Below are 18,204 nucleotides of genomic sequence, written 5' to 3' on the forward strand. Positions count from 1 at the left end.
CCGCTCACACCCGTGCGGGAGAGCCCACGGCACACCAGTCCGTGCCCGTGGCGCCGAAGGAGCAAGATCTCCCCACAAACTCTCAGGCTGAGGCGACCGCCGGGTCAGGCAGCTCTGGAAAGTGGATGCCGACAGGCCTCCCGCCGACGGTGAAAGCCAGCCGCACCGGTCCACGGACCGGCCGCGGCAGGTGAAACTCTCAGGCAGATGTACAGAGGGGGGAGGCCAGCCGCGACCGGCGGGTCCGCCGGGTTGCCCGACCTCTGGAGCCTTTCGACAGTGCACACGAACTCTCCCTCATCCGCAGGTGGTCCGTCCCCAGCACGTAACGGTGTGGGCCGTGGCGCTGACCGCGGTACGCCCGGTGGCGCGGCCGGCGGTAACCACAGCGGCGGTGCCGGCCGCGGTCGCACCGGCCATCGTGGCGGTCCGGAGCGTGTCGGTGATGGGACGCTCAGCAAGCTGCCGGCCACCGTGGCGGGATCAGCCATCCCACCGTCTGTCTCACTGTCACCGGAGCCGGTGCTGCCCGAGCCGGTAGCGGCGCGGACGGCGCGGCCCGCCGCGAATCCGGCCGGGCCGGCAGGCGGCGAGATAATCACATTCGTGGACCGCCATATCGGTCCGGATGCCGATCAGCGCCAGACGATGCTGGCGGAGCTCGGCTACCCCAGCCTGGAGGCGTTGACCACGGCTGCCGTGCCGGAGGTGATCCGCGACAGCGGGCTTGACCTGCCGCCCCCGGCGAGCGAGCCGGAGGTGCTCGCGGAGCTGCGGCGGCTGGGCAGCCGTAACCGCCGAGTGCCATCGATGATCGGCCTTGGGTACCACCCGTCGGTGCTGCCCGGGGTGATCCAGCGCAACGTGCTGGAGAACCCGGCCTGGTATACCGCGTACACGCCGTACCAGCCGGAGATCTCCCAGGGACGGCTGGAGGCGTTGCTGAACTTCCAGACGATGATCACCGATCTGACGGGCCTGGCCGTCGCGGGGGCCTCGCTGCTGGACGAGTCGACGGCCGCGGCCGAAGCCATGCAGCTCGCCCGCCGGGCTGCCAAGGGGCTCGGCCCACGGTTCATCGTGGACGAGGACACGCTGCCGCAGACGATCGCGGTGGTCCGGACCCGCGCCGAAGCTCTCGGCATCGAAGTGGCGGTCGCGGACCTGTCAACCGTCCTGCCCGAGCAGCTGGCCGAGTCCGCGTTCGGCGTCCTGCTTGCCTACCCGGGCGCCGAGGGCGCGGTACGAGATCCGCGAACCGTGCTCGAGCAGGCACAAGACCGCGGGATCATCGTCACGGTCGCGGTCGATCCGCTGGCGCTGACCCTGCTCACGCCACCGGGCGAGCTCGGCGCGGACATCGCGGTCGGCAGCACGCAGCGGTTCGGTCTGGGCATGAGCTTCGGCGGTCCGCATGCTGGTTTCATCGCCGTCCGGGCGGGCCTGGAGCGCTTGTTGCCAGGCCGGCTGGTCGGCGTGTCGGTGGACGCGGACGGCCATCGTGCTTACCGGCTCACGCTACAGACCCGGGAGCAGCACATCCGGCGGGAGAAGGCGACCAGCAACATCTGCACGGCACAGGTGCTGCCGGCGGTGGTGGCGTCGATGTACGCCGTTCACCACGGTCCGGACGGCCTGACCGCGATCGCCGAACGGGTGCACGACCACGCGGTACGCCTGGCCACCGGGCTCCGCGCCGGCGGCGTCCAGATCGTCCACGACTATTTCTTCGACACCGTGCTCGCGTTCGTGCCGTCGCGGGCCGCGCAGGTCGTCGACGCGGCGCTCACCGGTGGGCTGAACCTGCGGCTGGTCGACTCCGACCACGTCGGTGTTTCCTGCAACGAGACGACACTGGACGCGGACCTACACGCCGTGTGGGCGGCGTTCGGTGTCCCGGCGCTGCCGCTGCCCGCGAATCCCACGATGCCGGGTCCGGACGCCGCGGCCACAGCCGATCTTGTGATGCTATCCGGATCGAAGCCTGCCGGCGCTGACAGCGCTGCCGGTGCCGGCGCCACTGCCACTGCCACTGCCACCGGCGTCGGCACCGGCAGCGCTCGCGGTGGCGACCAGGCGATTCCGGCGGAGCTGTCGCGTACCAGCGGCTATCTGAGCCATCCGGTGTTCAACGAGCACCGTTCCGAAACGGCGATGCTGCGTTACATACGCCAGCTCGCGGACAAGGACCTCGCGCTGGACCGTGGCATGATCCCGCTTGGGTCCTGCACGATGAAGCTCAACGCGACAACCGAGATGGCGGCGGTGACCTGGCCGGACTTCGCCGACATCCACCCGTTCGCCCCGCTCGACCAGGCCGCCGGTTATCTGGAGCTGATCGGTGACCTCACCGAGTGGCTCACCGCCATCACCGGGTACGCGGCCGTGTCGCTCCAGCCGAACGCGGGCAGTCAGGGGGAGCTCGCCGGGCTGCTGGCGATCCGCGCGTACCATCACGACCACAACCCGCCAGGGGCGCCGGCTCGCGACGTCTGCCTGATTCCGTCATCCGCGCACGGGACGAACGCGGCCAGCGCGGCCATGGCCGGGATGCGCGTCGTTGTGGTGGCCTGCGACACCGACGGCAACGTCGATCTGACCGACCTGGCCGCCAAGGCCTCCGCGCACTCCGAGCGACTCGCCGCGCTCATGGTGACCTACCCGTCGACACACGGCGTCTACGAGGAGGGCATCGGGCGGGCATGTGACCTGGTGCACTCCTGCGGCGGCTTGGTCTACGTGGACGGCGCGAACCTGAACGCCCTGGTGGGGCTCGCCAAGCCCGGGATGTTCGGCGCGGACGTGAGCCACCTGAACCTGCACAAGACGTTCTGCGTCCCGCACGGCGGCGGTGGTCCGGGCGTCGGCCCGGTGGCGGTGGTCGAGCGGCTCGCGCCCTACCTGCCCAACCATCCGATGCGGCTGGAGGCCGGCCCGCTGACCGGTATCGGGCCGGTCAGCGGTGCGCCGTGGGGGTCGGCGGGCATCCTGATGATCCCCTGGGCGTACATCCGCCTGATGGGCGCGGACGGCCTGCGCCAGGCCACGTCCGTGGCGGTCCTCAATGCCAACCACATCGCTCACCGCCTGTCGTCCTGCTTTCCCATTCTCTACGCCGGGCGTGACGGGCTGGTGGCGCACGAGTGCATCCTCGATCTGCGCCCGTTGACGAAGCGGACCGGGGTGACCGTGGAGGATGTGGCCAAGCGACTCATCGACTACGGTTTCCACGCGCCGACGATGTCGTTCCCGGTTCCCGGGACGCTGATGGTCGAGCCGACCGAGAGCGAGGACCTCGCCGAGGTTGACCGGTTCTGCGATGCGATGATCGCGATCCGGCGGGAGGCCGACCAGGTCGGCAAGGGCACCTGGCCGGTGTACGACAACCCCCTGCGTAACGCCCCGCACACCGCGTCCATGCTGGTCGCCGACGACTGGCCACGTCCGTATCCACGCAGCGTCGCGGCCTATCCGGTCGCCTCGCTGCGCACCGCGAAGTACTGGCCGCCGGTACGCCGTATCGACGGTGCCTATGGCGACCGCAACCTGCTCTGCACCTGTCCACCGGTGGCGGCCTACGCCGACCCGGATTCCGAGCCGCTCCCCACCGCCAATGCCACGGCTGCCGCCAAGACTACGGCTAAGGCCAACTCCGGCACCCACAGTTAGGGCCGTCAGCTGTCGAACTTGGTGTCCCAGACGGTCACCTGAATCTGGCTGACCCCGTTGCCATACGACACCACTTCGCCTGCGGCGATACGGCGGGAACTTCTACCTGTCGCACAGAACCGCAGACCGGTGTGGATGTCGATCGCTGACATCGGTTGGGTCCGCAGCTGGGAAGCGCATCCATCCGCTGTTGGTACGCCAGCAGCGGACCACAGCGCGAGCCTATTACCACTGATGCGTCCCGCGTACGTATAGAAGCTCCCCCCCAAGCCACCGAAGTTGACGGTCAGCGGTAGCGCGTCGACGTCGACCCCGTCACCTGAGTCGGTCATACGCAGCCGCTCCTGGGCCAGCACGATGGCCGTCGGCGAGTCAGGCGAGGAGGGCGCGCTCGATGACGAACCAGCCGAAGGCGTGCTTGACGGGGACGAGCCGGAGCCTGCGATGGATGTTTCGCTGCCGGTGGGCGTGTGTCCGGCCCCCGATCCGGTTGCGGCTCCACCGCGGTTCGGCTGGTCCGACGGAGTGTTGTTCAGGGCCGTGAGAAGCACGATCGCGACCACGAGCGCTGCCACGCTGAGCCCGCCGGCAAGCCAGGGTATTCGCTTGTGCCGTGGGCTGCCGGGCGGTGTTGGTGCGGGCGGCGCGAATGGCGAGGGTGCTACCCCCGGCCGAGGCCTCCCCGGCCGGGTCGGCTGCGGCGGGTATGGGTGCGGCGGGTACGGGTGCGGCGGGGATGGTGGGTGCGCTGATGGCGGGGTGATGCTGTACCGGGTGATTTCCGCGGTCACGGTGGCCGGTAGCCAGCCTTCGCCGATGCGTAGGCGTTCGTCGGTGGACGCGGCCCGACACAGCTCGATCAGTGCCGCGGGGGTGGGGCGGGCCGCCGGGTCCTTCGCCACGCACTGTTCCAGGACCCCGCGGACCTGCTCCGGGCAGCGCTCCCAGTCGGGCTGTTGGTGTTCGATGCGGTGGAAGACGGCGGCGTCCGCGCCGAACGGTAACTCGCCGATGATCGCGTAGTAGGCGGTGGAGCCGAGGGAGAAGACGTCCCCGGCCGCGGCCAGGGGCTTTCCCCGCACCTGCTCGGGGGACATGAACGCGGGCGTGCCGATCCGTACCCCGGTCTGGGTGATCGCCGCGGAGGAGGCCTCGACCGCTCGCGAGATCCCGAAGTCGATGACGCGGGGGCCGTCCGCGGCGAGGATGACGTTCCCCGGTTTGAGATCGCGGTGGATCACACCGGCGGCGTGGATGGACTGCAGCGCCTCCGCGACGCCGGCGATCAGCACCAGGACGGTTTCCGCCGGCAGCGGGCCTTGGCGGGCGACGACGGCGGCGAGGGAGGGGGCGGCGACGTAGGCGGTGGCCAGCCATGGCCGCGCGGCGTTGGCGTCGCAGTCGATGACCGGGGCGGTGTACAGGCCCTGGACCCGTTGGGCGATCGCCACCTCCGTGGCGAAGCGGCGGCGGAACGCGGGATCGGAGGCGAACTCCGGCCGGGCGATCTTGAGTGCGACCGGCCGGCCGCCAGGGGTGTAGGAGAGGTACACCGCTCCCATGCCGCCCTCGCCGATCCGGGCCCGGAGCAGATACCCGCTGATCTCAAGGGGGTCCTGCGGGGTCAACGGGGTGAGTACCGCATCCCACGCAGGCTCCGCCCCGGCGGATGGTGCCAGCGGTGACGGGTCTCCTCCCGGGCCGGGGTGGTCCGTTCCCGGCGGCGTGCTGCCAGTCGTCATCGACGCGATACCTCGCCCCTGGCGCTGCGGCCGATCAGTGCCTCCAGCGTGACGCTGTAACCCAGTCTGTGCGGCACGTGCCGTCCTCAATCGCATGCTTTACGTGAGACTGCAGCCTAGCGGTCGCCGCCGGAAGCCGGGGTTCTGGCCGGATTGGCGAAGCCGACCTGGGAGGTCCGCCGGGGTACGCCGGATGCCAGGCGGATGCGTCGCGAGGCGGCGCAGGCCCCGGTAGTGGTGTTCTACCGGGGCCTGCGACAACGATGCGAGGCGCCGTCCGGTGCCGGCAGGCTCTGGGCGAACTTCCGGTCGCCCGCTGTCCCACCTGGCGGTCGATATTCCGGTGGGCACTCGTTGCTTTGTGGCCAGCCGCGTCACAGCCCCGCGCGATCGTCCTGTGTGGGGTCGTCCGGTGTGGTCGCCCGGCGCGCATCGGCAGGGGTCATGGGCAGCTTTCCTCGACCTTGACGACGTTGAGGGTGGCCGGGGTCCCGAGGGAGTAGGGCCTACCGGCGGCTGGGGATGTCGAGCAGATCTTCCAGTTGCTCTCGACCACCACCGCACGGCTCGCGCCGGTGGCGTCATGCAGCGTGATACTCGAGTTCCGCCCGAAGGCCGGCATGACGGCCTTCAGCGAGCGGCCGGTGAGGTTCGGCATGGTCGTGCCGATACTTGGGACGGTGGTGTCCACGGTTCCCGCGGCTGGGCAGGACTCGTCGAGCTTGACCACGCCGAAGTCGACCTTGGTGGTGACGGGATGCTTCCCTGCCGCGGGGGTTTGGTCGCAGATCTGCCAGTCCCGGTCGATGAACTGGCCGCGGCCGCGGCCGAGCGCGTCATGCGACGTCAACTTGGTGAAGCCAGCCGCCTGCGCGGTGTCCTGGGCGAACTGGAGGCCCTTACCGACCAGGTTCGGCAGGGTCCCGGTCGTGTCCGCGCCCGCCGCGGAGCCTGGCTTCGGCGAGGTGCCCGCGGCACGGCCCGAGCCGATGCCGTCGGTCGTACCGCAGCCGGTCAGGACGAGCACAGCCGCGCCCGCGAGGGCAATGCCTGTGCGGGCAATACCTGTGCGGGCAATACCTGTGCGGGCAATACCGCCCACGAGCGCGGAGCGCCCGCCGTGCTCGTCTGACGACCCCGTGCGTGACCGCCATCGGTGTATCGACACTCTGTCAGGATGACCTTCGCGGTGGGCTTCTGTCCGGAAGATGGAGTTTTCCGACGGACGGCACCTCGGCCGTCAGTCACGCTCCCCTGTTCTCGCCGGTCACTGGCGATAGGTACGCGTTCGGTATAAAACCGTCACGTCGAGTCAACCGTGGGCGTGGTCATCGGCCGGCGCGAGCTCGCGGGCATTCGCGGGCCTGCCGGCCGGAGACCCGGAACCATCGGCAATCGGGCATATGTAGACACTGTGCTCGACGGTGATGGCAACTCTGTGGGGGTTCTCCGGTGTTCGCACGTCTCGCGCGGGTCGTCACCCGCCATCCCAGGATGATCATATTGGTGGCGCTGCTGGTCGTGGCCGCCATGGCCGTGGCCGGTGCCGGGGCGTTCGGGAAGTTGCTGACCGGGGGATTCGACGATCCGCGGTCGGAGTCCACCCGGGCGGCACAGGCGGTGAACAGATACTTCGGTGGCAGACCCAACCTGCTCCTCCTCGTCACGGCCAGGTCGGGAACGGTCGACGACCCTGCGGTGACGACCGCCGGCAGGGAGGTCGCCCGTGAGCTCGGCGCTGAGCAGGGCGTAGATCGGGTGATCTCCTACTGGGACGGCGGAGACACTGCGTTACGGTCGAAGGACGGCCGACATGCGCTCGTTGTGGCCCTGGTCGTCAACAAGGACCGCGCCAAGGATCTTGTGACCGGCTACGAGAAGGCCGCGGCCGGCGGCGGTCCGGTTTCCGTTGTTCCCGGCGGTTTGGCGACCGTCGACAAGGACATCAACAGCCAGGTCACGAAGGACCTCGCCGTGGCTGAGTCGGTGGCCATCCCGATCACGATGGTGCTGCTGGTCCTGGCCTTCGGTAGCGCCGTCGCCGCGCTGCTGCCGCTGGTCGTCGGCGTGGTCGGCATCTTCGGCGGGTTCGCCATCCTTTTCGTCCTTGGTAGCGTCACCGACGTCTCGATCTTTTCGGTCAACCTCACCACAGCTATGGGGCTGGGCCTCGGCATCGACTACACCCTGCTGATGGTGAGCCGGTTCCGGGAAGAGCTCGCGGCGGGGTCGGAACGCGCCGATGCCGTTGCGACCACCATGCGCACGGCCGGCCGGACCATCCTGTTCAGCGGCGCCACCGTTGCCGTGGCCCTCGCCGTGATGCTGGTGTTCCCGCCCTTCTTCCTCAAGTCGATGGCCTACACCGGCATTGCGGTTACGATTTTCTCGGTGCTGAGCGCGATCGTGGTCGTGCCCGCGATGCTCATGCTGCTCGGCCCGCGGGTCAATGCGCTCAGGGTCGGTCGGGCACGGCCCGGCTCGGGGCAGGCGGCCGAATCGCGGGTCTGGCGCGCCATCGCCGCCGCGGTCATGCGCCGGCCGGTGATCGTCGGCGTACCCGTCATCGCACTGCTTGTCGCGCTCGGGAGCCCCTTCCTGCATGTATCGTTCGGCAGGCCGGACGACCGGGTGCTGCGTGACACCGCGTCCAGCAGGCAGGTCGGTGACATCATCCGGGCCGACTTCTCCTCGGACGTCGCCGAGGCCACGATCGTCGTCGTGACCGGCGTGGCGGGTGGGGGCTCAACCAGCCCCGCCGGGTCCGCATTGGCCACCTACGCAGGTCAACTTTCCGCCTTGCCGAACGTGGCCAGCGTGAACAGCGCGGTCGGCACCTTTGCCGCGGGCCGGCAGGCAGCGCCAGCTGGCCCCGCCGACGCTCGGTTCGCCGTCGGCGCCCGCACCTACCTTGAGGTGGTCCCCGCGGTCGACCCCGCCTCCGGCGCAGGGCAGGACATTGCCAGGGCCGTCCGGGCAGCCGCCGTGCCCGCGGGGACGTCGGTGCTCGTCGGCGGCCGGTCGGCCGTACTCGTCGACGGCAAGCAGACGATCGCGGACCGGCTGCCGCTGGCCATCGGGCTGATCGCGCTCGCCACATTTGTGCTGCTCTTCTTGTTCACCGGAAGCGTGGTGCTGCCGATCAAGGCGTTGGTGCTCAACGTGCTGTCGCTGACCGCCGTGCTCGGAGCCGCCGTCTGGATCTTCCAGGACGGCCATCTCGCCGGGGCGCTCGGCTTCCTTCCGGGGCCGCTGGACACGTCCATGCCGGTGCTGCTGTTCTGCACCGCCTTTGGCCTGTCCATGGACTACGAGGTGTTCCTGCTCTCGCGCATCAAGGAGGAGCACGATCGCGGGGTCGACAACGCCGAGGCCGTCGCGACCGGTCTTGCCCGCACCGGACGGATTGTGACCACTGCTGCGGCCCTGCTCGCGGTGACCTTTGTGGCTTTTGCGACCTCGTCGGTCACCTTTCTGCAGATGCTCGGCATCGGCACGGCGCTGGCGATCGTCCTGGACGCCACCGTGATCCGCGGGGTGCTGGTCCCGGCGTTCATGCGGTTGGCCGGCAACGCCAACTGGTGGGCACCCAGGCCGCTGCGAGCCCTGCACGCCCGGATCGGCCTGGCCGAGACGCCGGTCCCGCCGGCAGCTCCGGCCTCATCCGCCGCACCATAGCCGGTAGCCGTCCTGGGACCGGTAGCCGTCCTGGGCGTGTCGGGAGCGCGGGCGGAACCGTGATATCGAGGGTTCTGGCCAGGCAGACAGCAGCCGGGCAAACAGCAGAACGAATGGACAAGGATTACTGGCAGTCCTTTTTCACCCGGCTGTTCCCGGCGTTCGGCGAATTCCTTTGAGACACCGTCACGGGTCTTGTCATGACCGTGTACGGGGTCTTAGCGTTGTTGCCGTCGGCCGCCACCCAGCGCCTCTGGTGACTGCCTCCTTCGCATGGCGATGCACGCACCAGCCCCGCTCCTTGATCTATACCCCTGTTGTTGGTCGCTCCTCATCCAGCCGAGTTCGGCTGGACTGTAACTGTGCCCGGGGCGGCAGCGATGTGGGCGATGCCGTTCCGATGTGGAGGCCCCGATGGCGATCGTGCGCGACACCCCCGCCCGCGACACCCCTGCCGATGATGCGGTGGCACGGGCGCTGGGGGGCGGATCCGCGCCGCGGGGCGTCGAGTTCAGCTGCGAGGCCAGCACTGAGTTGGATCTTGCCGCGGCGGTGGCCGACGACGTGGCGGCGAGGCTCGCGGCCGTGGTCGCCGCCGGGTCGGCCGCCCCCGTCCGCTACTACAGCCTGGGGATTCTGTCCGACCAGGCTGACCTCGCCCAGTATGCGCAGGAGCTGCTCGGTGGCCGGGGACTGGCGCTGACCCTGCATCCCATGGACCTCGACCTCGCCGGTACGGAGCCACTGGACACCGCTGTCCTGCGGGCGCTGCGCCGGCGTGCGCACGAGCTGGACGTCGCGTGGGTGACCACGGATCTGGCGATGTGGGTGCGCGGCGGTGAAGCGCTGATCAATAATCTGCTGCCGATGCCGCTGGTACCCGAAGCCGTCGACTGGTGCGTGTCACGGGTTCGCCAGGCCCAGGATGTGATTGACCGGCCGATTGCGATCGGGAATGCGCCCTACCCGTTTGTCGTGGGCAACGCGGATATCCTCGAGTTGCTGGCCGATATCGTCGAGCGGAGCGGTGCTCTGGTCACAATCGACGTTGGTCACCTCTACGGGCTGCGCCGCCAGCAGGGCCGCCCGCTCGAGCAACCGGCGGACGACAGTTTCTGCTGGGAGCGGGTCGTCGAAATTCGCCTTGCCGGCCTGGTCGAACGAATACTGCCGGGCGGGGAACGGGTTTTCGAGGACTTCCACACCGTCCCGGTCTCGCCGGGGGTCTGGGAGCTGGCCGCGCGGCTGGTGCCGAGGGCGAGGAACCTGCGTGCGCTCATGGCCGAGTGTGAGCTGATGCCCCGGGCGGAGCTGGTGCGCACGATCTGCCAGCTGGCGTCGGCACTGCCCCGCTGGCTGCCCAGCTGGCTGCCCGGGGAGCGGCACCCGGGGCCGTCCTTGGACACCACCTCGGGAGCCTGCTGAACAATGTCGATTGACTACCCGCGGTTGATGGAAGCCACCTGGGACGCGCTGTACGCCCCGGCCGGACGGCACCCGGGCATCCTCGCGGCGCTGCCCGCGGACGAAGCGGACCTGCTCGGGGCGTGCGTCCGCTCCGGCGGGTTCGTCCGGGACGTGTGCCGCCGGCGTGGACGGATCGGTCCCGACCTGCTCGACGCCTTCCCGGTGACCTTCTTCGCCTTCTACGCGTCCGAGGGCACACCCGGGATGCAGGCCTTCCTGGGCAGCCAGCAGTGGCAGCACCGTGGGTCGTTACCGGGCAGCTACTTTCCCGCGCCGGAGCTGTCCGTACTCGCCTTCGCCGCCTATCTACGGGACACGTGGATGTGCGGCAACCGGGAGGAGTGGGTGCGCGAGGCGTTCCGGTTCGAGCTCGCCCTGCACCGTCTGGGTACCGAGCGGGTTGGTATCGATCGAGGCCCCGGCACCATGCGGCTGGCCGCCGGAGCCTGGGTCGGCGAGTGCGCGTTCGACCACGACAATGCCGTGGACCAGCTGCGGCGGCGCTGTGCCGAGGTGCCCTGGAACGAAGCCGTCACGCTGCTCACCCCGCATCCGACCCAGGTCGCCGCCATCACCTGGTATGTCGGGGACGAGGGCCGGCGGATCTACCTCCGGGGCGAGGACGTCACCGCGCTGCGCTGGTCCTGGGACGGCGCGGCCGAGGTTCCCGCGGACGCCGACCAGCTTCGGGTGGTCATCAACGCGGCTCGGGCCGGTGTTCTGCGGTGACGGGCGGGGCGGTCTGATCATCGTCGGGCCGGCCGCTTTCAGGTGACGGCGGCCAGGGCGTTGGCGAGGTCGTCGACGAGATCCCCAATGGACTCGATGCCGACCGAGAGGCGGACGAGGTCCGCGGGCACCTCCAGCGGCGAGCCCGCGGCCGAGGCGTGCGTCATCCGCCCGGGATGCTCGATCAGCGACTCGACCCCGCCGAGGGACTCGGCGAGGGTGAACACCCGCGTCCGCCGGCACACCTCGACCGCAGCCTCCGCACCGCCGCACGGGGCGAACGAGACCATCCCGCCGAAGTCGCGCATCTGGCTGGCCGCCACCCGGTGCCCACGATCATCCGGCAGGCCTGGGTAGTACACGGTGGCCACCGCCGGATGCGCCGCCAGCCACGCGGCGATGTGGCGGGCGTTCGCGCAGTGCCGGTCCATCCGGACCGCGAGGGTCTTCGCCCCGCGCAGCACCAGCCAGGCGTCGAACGGCCCGGCCACCGCGCCGGTGGCGTTCTGGGTGAACCGCAGCCGTTCGCCCAGCGCCGGATCGGCGACGACCACGGCACCACCGACGACGTCGCTGTGCCCGCCGAGGTACTTCGTGGTCGAGTGGACCGACACGTCGGCGCCGAGCGCCAGCGGCTGCTGGAGGTAAGGGGTGGCGAAGGTGTTGTCGACCGCGAGCAGGCCGCCGACAGCATGGATCAGTTTGGCGAGCACCGCGATGTCCGCGACGCTGAGCAGCGGGTTCGTGGGGGTCTCGCACCACAGCAGCCGCGTTCGGCCCGGGCGCAGGGCCGCCCGCACGGCATCCGGGTCGCCGAGCGGTACGGGCGTGTACTCCACGCCCCACTCGGCGAACACCTTCGCGAACAGCCGGTAGGTGCCGCCGTAGGCATCCGCCGGGATGATCACGTGGTCGCCCGGTCGGCAGACGGTGCGCAGCAGCGCATCCTCCGCGGCCAGCCCCGAGGCGAACGCGAGGCCCACCGAGCCTGCTTCCAACGCGGCCAGGCAGGTCTCCAGCGCGGCCCGGGTCGGGTTACCCGACCGGGCGTACTCGTAGGCCCCACGCGGGACGCCGACGGCATCCTGCGCGAACGTCGAGGCCGGGTGGATGGGCACGACCACCGCGCCGGTGGCCGCGTCCGGATCCTGGCCCGCGTGGATCGCGACCGTCTCGAACCCCGCGCCCGCCCAGCCGCCCTGAGCCTGTCCGCCCAGGGCACCCGGGGCACCACCCAGGCGGTCCGGGCGGCTCATCCGGCCGCCAGGAAGCTGAGCAGGTCGGACCGGGTGAGGATGCCGACCGGGTTGCCGTCCTCGAGGACGAGCGCGGCGGCGGCGGTGCCCAGGATGGTGACCAGCACCGACAGCGGCTCGCCGGCACCGACCGTGGGCAGCGGCGGTGACATGTGGTCGGCGACCGGAGCGTCGACGGCGGAGCGGTCGGCGAACACGGCGTCGAGCAGCTCCCGTTCAATGACGGCGCCGGCCACCTCGGCCGAGCGCAACGGCGGTTCCTGCCTTACCACCGGCAGCTGGGACACGTTGTACTCGCGCAGGTAGGAGATGGCCGCGCCTACAGTCTCATCAGGGTGTACGTGCACCAGGTCAGGTGGCCCGCTGGCGTCGGACGCCTTGCGGACCAGCACCTCGGCGACGGTCGGCTCGTCCGACGGCCGGTCGAGAAAGCCGAAGTCGTACATCCACTCATCGTTGAACACCTTCGACAGGTACCCCCGGCCGGAGTCCGGCAGCAGCACCACGACACAACCGTCGGCGTCCAGCTTCCGGGCGACCCGCAGCGCGGCGACGACCGCGAGCCCGCACGAACCGCCGGCCAGGATGCCCTCACGACGGGCCAGTTCCCTGGTCATCAGGAACGAGTCACGGTCGCTGACCGCCTCCACCCGGTCGACCACCGCCCGGTCGTAGGTCGCCGGCCAGATATCCTCGCCGACCCCCTCGACCAGGTACGGGCGGCCGCTGCCGCCGGAGTACACCGACCCTTCCGGGTCCGCGCCCACCACCTGCACCCGTCCGGAGCTGACTTCCTTGAGGTACCCGCCGGTTCCGCTGATCGTCCCGCCGGTACCGATCCCGGCGACGAAGTGGGTGATGCGCCCGTCCGTTGCCGCCCAGATCTCCGGACCGGTGGTGGCGTGGTGCGCGGCCGGGTTGTGGGGGTTGGAGTACTGGTCAGGGCTCCAGGCGCCGGGGGTCTGCGCGACCATCCGGCGCGCGACCGAGTAGTAGGAGCGGGGATCGTCCGGGGCGACCGCGGTCGGGCAGACCAGCACCTGGGCGCCATAGGCGCGCAGGACCGCCTGTTTCTCCTCGCTGATCTTGTCGGGCATCGTGAACACGCAGCGGTAACCACGGATGGCGGCAATGACCGCCAGGCCGGCCCCGGTGTTTCCGCTGGTCGGTTCGACGATCGTCCCACCCGGCCGGAGCTGCCCCGCTTTCTCCGCTGCGGTCACCATGGCCAGCGCTATCCGATCCTTCACGGAGCCGCCTGGATTCAGATACTCCAACTTGCCGAGCACGGGCGCGGCGATGCCCTCGGTGACCGCGTTCAGCCTGACCAGCGGGGTGTCGCCGACCGCCGCGGCAAGGTTCTCATGGAAACGCATCGTCTGCCCTCACCGTCACCGCCGGAGTCACCGGCCGCACAGGGATTGTAGATCGTCAAGCGGCTGCCGGCATGGTGCATGCCGAGGTCACAAAGGTGCCCGCTGGCGCGGACAACGCATGGCGAGCCGCGGTCGCGCGCCATGGTCACGGCTCGACGGGCAGGTCGAACCAGAGATACTTGCCGGAGTCGACCGCCACCGCGCCCCAGCTGCCCGCGAGAGCGTCCAGGACGAGCAGGCCACGCCCGCCCTCACTGCCGAGGTCCACCTGCTGGCGGTGCGGCAACAGGACGGACGTATCCGACACGGACGCGTGCACGAGGCCGGGCCGCAGTTCGATCAGCAGCCAGACGGGTGGCTCGCCGTACTTCACCGCGTTCGTGACCAGTTCGCTGACCAGGAGTTCCGCGGTGCCCACCGCATCTTCGGGCAGGTTGGTGGCGGTGAGCTGCTCGCGCAGCACGCGACGGGCCTGCGGAACCGCGCTGGATACGTGGGGAAGCTCGACCAGCAGGTGCGTGGCCGAGGGCCGAAACGACGACACGTGGGCCACCATGTCCGTTTACCCCCGTTTGTTCCGATAGATCATCAAATTTGGGCGATGTCATCTCTGTACGTCTACCCACAGGCGGGCCATTCCAAGCACTTTCGGGCCTTTCCCGGTCTACCGGTCGATGACGGCTGGTCATGTATGACGCAGCGTAGCTACATTTCCCCTTCTCGTCACTGATCAACGTTGGCTGTCAACCGCGTGTCGTCCTAGCGTCATCGATCGTTCGCGGATGGTTATCCCGGGATGCGGGCCACCACGACCGCGACATCGTCTCGCAGCCGCCCACCCGCGAACCGTTCGGCGGCTGCCCGCACCTGGTCGGCTATCCCCTGGGCGGACATGCCCACGCAGCCGCGCACGGCCGTCAGCAGCCGCTCGTCGCCGAACAGCTCCTGACCGCGACGGGCCTCGACCACCCCGTCGGTGTAGAGGACCAGCGCGTCCCCGGCCGTCAGCGCCACCCGTGCCTGGGGGAAAGCCACGTCGTCGTCATCGAGCACTCCGAGCAGCGTTCCCGGCTCCGCGACGAACATGGCCGTCCCGTCCGCGCGTACGACAACAGGCAGCGGGTGCCCGGCCATGCAGATCGAGACCACCCGTTCCGGCACCGTGGGGGCCACCGCGCTGGTAGCGGTGCCGTCTTCCAGGCAGGCGGTCGTGAGCTCGCCCGGCGGCCGCAGCTCGGCCGCGGCGAGCGTGCAGAAGCGTCCCTGGCCGGTCGGGCCCGGGTGGCCGGCGTCCCGCAGCGCACGGTTGAGATCCATCATGATGTCGGGAAGATTGTTGCGCTGTCCCACCAGCAGCCGCAGGACGGCCCGCGCGACCCCGGTCACGTTGGCGGCCTCCGCGCCCTTGCCGCAGACGTCACCGATGATGATCGTCCATCCGCCGTCCGGGTTCGGGACGAGGTCGAAGAAGTCACCGCCGACCTCCAGCCCGGCGCGGGCCGCGCGATAGGACGAGCCGAGCTCGATCCCGTCGATACTGGGCAGCCGCGGTGGCAGCAGCCCGGCCTGCAGCGCGCCGGCAACCTCCACCTGCTGACGGAACAGCCGGGCGTTGTCGACGGCGAAGGCCGCGCGGCGGGCGAGGTCCGCGAACAGCTCGATCTCGTCGGCCGCGAAGCTGTTGCCCATGGCCCGGCCGAGAGCGACAACGCCGAGCACCCGGCGGCGGGCCCGCATCGCGGTGATCACCGTCGGCGCGCCATTGATCGTGGCGATGCGCACCGTGTCGCCAAGCGTCGCCCGTACCTGGGCGGCGAGCGGCCCGACCGGGTCGCCGGCCCAGTCCGACAGGTCCGCGGCCTCGGCCTCGTCAACGTGCCCGACCGCGGCGAGCTTGACCGCGCCGTCCTCCCGCAGCAGGTACACCGCGCACCAGCGGGCCAGCCTCGGCACCGGTAGGCGCGCGAGCAGGGCCAGGCTGCGTTCGGTGTCGAGACTGCCAGCGAGCAGATCCGACGCCTCGGCGAGAAAGGAAAGCATGCCGATGCGGCGCTCCTCGGCACGGCGCAGGTTGGCGCCGCCGAGCGTCAACGCCATCCAACGGGTGACCATGGCGATCCGCTCGTCGGCGCCGTCCTCGCTGCCGTCTCCGCAGCCGGCGCCGTCCCCGGCCTCGTCGCCGGAGCCGTCGCCGGGGCCGGTGGCCAGGGGCCGCGGCCGCGACCACAGCAGGAGATCCCCGACGATTCCATCCCGGGATTCGAGCGGGAGCCGGCGGGCGTCCCGTTCCGCGCCGGTCGGGCCGACGGCCGCCACCACCTCCGCGGTGTTCTTGGCCTGGCCGGCCCGCCGGACCAGGCCGGCGGTGGCCCTCGGCAGCGCGTCTATGAGCTGGGTCAGCAGTTCGCGGACCTCATCCTCGGCCGACAGCGTGGCGGCGAGGCCGGGGGCGAGCAGCCGTGCTGGCCGCTGGAGGTCCGCCGCTGGTCGCCGCGGTGGGCGCACGGGGGCCTCGAGGCGATCGCCGCGGTGACCAGCGCCCTCGACGGGGAGGTCGAGCCGGAACCACACCTTTTTACCGGTCCGGTCGTGTTCGGTCCCCCAGGCGGTGGCGAGGGCGTCCACCAGCGCGAGGCCGCGGCCGTTCTCCCGCAGATTGTCGATCTTCCTGGTCTGCCCGCCGCCGGTGGCCTCGTCGGGCGTCGTCAGCCAGTCGGAGCCGGCAGCGGTCGACACGCCACCCAGTGTCGTGGGATGGCGGTCGCTGACTGTGATGGCGAGTCCGGTGGCGTCGTACCGGAGGTCGACCGTCGCGTCGGTGCCGGCGTGCATGACGACGTTGGTCACCAGTTCGGTCACGAGCAGCAGAACGGTGTCGATGAGGTCAGGGTCGACACGGCCGTGAAGCGCGTCCACTATGAACCGCCGGGCCGACCGTGGCGAGTCGGTGACCGGTGGAAGTGTGAGGGTGCGGCGGAGCCCCTCATCTCCGGGCACGGGAGGCATGCCGGTCAGTGTCTCCTGTGTTGTCCAGCTCTGGGGGATTGGCTGTGCCCAGGGCCGCACGATGTCGGGACGTGTCGGTCAGTCAATCGGGTACCGGGCATGCGCATGGGGATCCGCCGATATCCACCCAGCGGACTTTGGCGGATACTGGCGGCGAGTAGCACCGGATACCCGATGAACGGCTGCCGGACCGTTCCCGTGGTTGACCAGACATGAGTGATTCCCGCGGACGCGGGTTTGGAGGGCTTCATCATGACGATGGTGTCGGAAACCGCGCCCGTGGACGACCACCTCTTCAGCGATTTGCTCGATGCTCTCACCGCGTTGTGCGAGGGTGACTTCTCGGTCCGGCTGGGAGAACGGGCCGGCCGTGGCGCACCGTTGGCACAGCGTTTCGACGAGCTGGCCGGTGTCCAGCAGCGACACGCGCTCGAGCTGGAACGGGTGAGCAAGGTGATCCGGCGGGACGGCCGGCTGACCGAGCGCATGGCCGATCTCGGCTTCGAGGGCGGTTGGGCGATGTCGAACCAGGCGGTCAACTCCCTCATCGATGACCTTGCGCGTCCGACGCACGAGGTCGCGCGGGTCATCGCGGCGGTCGCGGAAGGTGATCTTTCGCAGCACATGGCACTGGAGATCGCCGGTCAGCCGGTGCGGGGTGAGTTCCTGCGGATCGGTACGACGGTGAACACCATGGTGGACCAGCTCTCGTCCTTCGCCGACGAGGTCACCCGGGTGGCCCGGGAGGTCGGTACCGAGGGCAACCTGGGCGGCCAGGCGCGGGTCAAGGGCGTGTCCGGGGTGTGGCGGGATCTCACCGAGTCGGTGAACTCGATGGCGGGGAACCTGACCAGCCAGGTGCGCAACATCGCCCAGGTGACGACCGCGGTGGCGCAGGGTGACCTGTCCCAGAAGATCACTGTGGATGCCCGGGGGGAGATCTACGAACTGAAGTCGACCGTGAACACGATGGTCGACCAGCTCTCGGCGTTCGCGGACGAGGTCACGCGGGTGGCCAAGGAGGTCGGTACCGAGGGCAAACTGGGCGGCCAGGCCCAGGTCAAGGGCGTGTCCGGAGTGTGGCGGGATCTCACCGACTCGGTGAACGTCATGGCCGGCAACCTCACCACCCAGGTCCGCAGTATCGCCGAGGTGGCCGCCGCGGTGGCCCGCGGCGACCTCACGCGGCAGATCACCGTCGACGCCCGCGGTGAGGTCGCCGGTCTCGCGCACACCATCAACACCATGGTCGACCAGCTGTCATCGTTCGCGGCCGAGGTG

The 18,204-nt window shown here is 70.1% G+C and carries 11 protein-coding genes and 2 riboswitches; of the genes, 5 read left to right on the forward strand and 6 right to left on the reverse strand.

What is annotated here, in order from left to right; translation table 11 throughout:
• The first annotated feature begins 4 nt into the window (after positions 1–4).
• Positions 5–109: riboswitch (glycine riboswitch) on the forward strand.
• Positions 110–225, forward strand: a riboswitch (glycine riboswitch).
• A gap of 249 nt (positions 226–474) precedes the next feature.
• Positions 475–3,669: an aminomethyl-transferring glycine dehydrogenase subunit GcvPB gene (gene gcvPB / locus MJ797_RS08450; protein WP_374581752.1), complete on the forward strand. Its 3,195-nt coding sequence runs from the start codon at positions 475–477 to the stop codon at positions 3,667–3,669.
• Between the two features lie 5 nt (positions 3,670–3,674).
• On the opposite strand, the gene MJ797_RS08455 is transcribed toward gcvPB, so the two are convergent.
• The gene (locus MJ797_RS08455; protein ID WP_239333456.1) at positions 3,675–5,411 is read right to left on the reverse strand and encodes a serine/threonine-protein kinase; all 1,737 of its coding nucleotides are present in this window, start codon (positions 5,409–5,411) and stop codon (positions 3,675–3,677) included.
• 442 nt (positions 5,412–5,853) lie between these two features.
• Positions 5,854–6,579: a hypothetical protein gene (locus MJ797_RS08460; protein WP_239333458.1), complete on the reverse strand. Its 726-nt coding sequence runs from the start codon at positions 6,577–6,579 to the stop codon at positions 5,854–5,856.
• Between the two features lie 284 nt (positions 6,580–6,863).
• On the opposite strand from MJ797_RS08460, the gene MJ797_RS08465 reads away from it, so the two are divergent.
• From MJ797_RS08465 to MJ797_RS08475, 3 genes are all read left to right on the forward strand, one after another.
• Positions 6,864–9,089, forward strand: a complete 2,226-nt coding sequence (locus MJ797_RS08465) for an MMPL family transporter (protein WP_239333460.1) — start codon at positions 6,864–6,866, stop codon at positions 9,087–9,089.
• Positions 9,090–9,503: 414 nt separating this feature from the next.
• On the forward strand, positions 9,504–10,514 hold the full coding sequence (locus MJ797_RS08470; protein WP_239333462.1) for a DUF692 family multinuclear iron-containing protein: 1,011 nt from the start codon (positions 9,504–9,506) through the stop codon (positions 10,512–10,514).
• A 3-nt stretch (positions 10,515–10,517) separates the two neighbouring features.
• The gene (locus tag MJ797_RS08475; protein ID WP_239333464.1) at positions 10,518–11,285 is read left to right on the forward strand and encodes a hypothetical protein; all 768 of its coding nucleotides are present in this window, start codon (positions 10,518–10,520) and stop codon (positions 11,283–11,285) included.
• Positions 11,286–11,323: 38 nt separating this feature from the next.
• Here MJ797_RS08475 and MJ797_RS08480 read toward each other — a convergent pair whose 3' ends face one another.
• From MJ797_RS08480 to MJ797_RS08495, 4 genes are all read right to left on the reverse strand, one after another.
• Positions 11,324–12,541, reverse strand: coding sequence for a cystathionine gamma-synthase (locus tag MJ797_RS08480; protein WP_239333466.1), 1,218 nt, complete (start codon positions 12,539–12,541; stop codon positions 11,324–11,326).
• Positions 12,538–13,917, reverse strand: coding sequence for a cystathionine beta-synthase (locus MJ797_RS08485; protein ID WP_239333468.1), 1,380 nt, complete (start codon positions 13,915–13,917; stop codon positions 12,538–12,540). Before MJ797_RS08485 ends, MJ797_RS08480 begins: the two co-directional genes overlap by 4 nt.
• A gap of 145 nt (positions 13,918–14,062) precedes the next feature.
• On the reverse strand, positions 14,063–14,473 hold the full coding sequence (locus MJ797_RS08490) for an ATP-binding protein (RefSeq protein WP_239333470.1): 411 nt from the start codon (positions 14,471–14,473) through the stop codon (positions 14,063–14,065).
• A 230-nt stretch (positions 14,474–14,703) separates the two neighbouring features.
• Positions 14,704–16,923 carry a SpoIIE family protein phosphatase gene (locus MJ797_RS08495; protein WP_239333472.1) on the reverse strand — a complete coding sequence of 740 codons (2,220 nt, stop codon included), beginning with the start codon at positions 16,921–16,923 and terminating at the stop codon, positions 14,704–14,706.
• Between the two features lie 252 nt (positions 16,924–17,175).
• Here MJ797_RS08495 and MJ797_RS08500 point away from each other — a divergent pair.
• On the forward strand, positions 17,176–18,204 hold a 1,029-nt coding region (locus MJ797_RS08500), incomplete at its 3' end, for a HAMP domain-containing protein (RefSeq protein WP_239333474.1).

The organism is Protofrankia sp. CiP3 (assembly GCF_917627345.1).
GTDB lineage: Bacteria > Actinomycetota > Actinomycetes > Frankiales > Frankiaceae > Protofrankia.

Excerpts from the sequence above, each read along its gene's own strand:
- MJ797_RS08485 (WP_239333468.1), bottom strand. The coding sequence starts at position 13,917 with ATGCGTTTCCATGAGAACCTTGCCGCGGCGGTCGGCGACACCCCGCTG.
- MJ797_RS08490 (WP_239333470.1), bottom strand. The coding sequence starts at position 14,473 with ATGGTGGCCCACGTGTCGTCGTTTCGGCCCTCGGCCACGCACCTGCTG.
- MJ797_RS08475 (WP_239333464.1), top strand. The coding sequence starts at position 10,518 with ATGTCGATTGACTACCCGCGGTTGATGGAAGCCACCTGGGACGCGCTG.
- MJ797_RS08480 (WP_239333466.1), bottom strand. The coding sequence starts at position 12,541 with ATGAGCCGCCCGGACCGCCTGGGTGGTGCCCCGGGTGCCCTGGGCGGA.
- MJ797_RS08470 (WP_239333462.1), top strand. The coding sequence starts at position 9,504 with ATGGCGATCGTGCGCGACACCCCCGCCCGCGACACCCCTGCCGATGAT.
- MJ797_RS08455 (WP_239333456.1), bottom strand. The coding sequence starts at position 5,411 with ATGACGACTGGCAGCACGCCGCCGGGAACGGACCACCCCGGCCCGGGA.
- MJ797_RS08495 (WP_239333472.1), bottom strand. The coding sequence starts at position 16,923 with ATGCCTCCCGTGCCCGGAGATGAGGGGCTCCGCCGCACCCTCACACTT.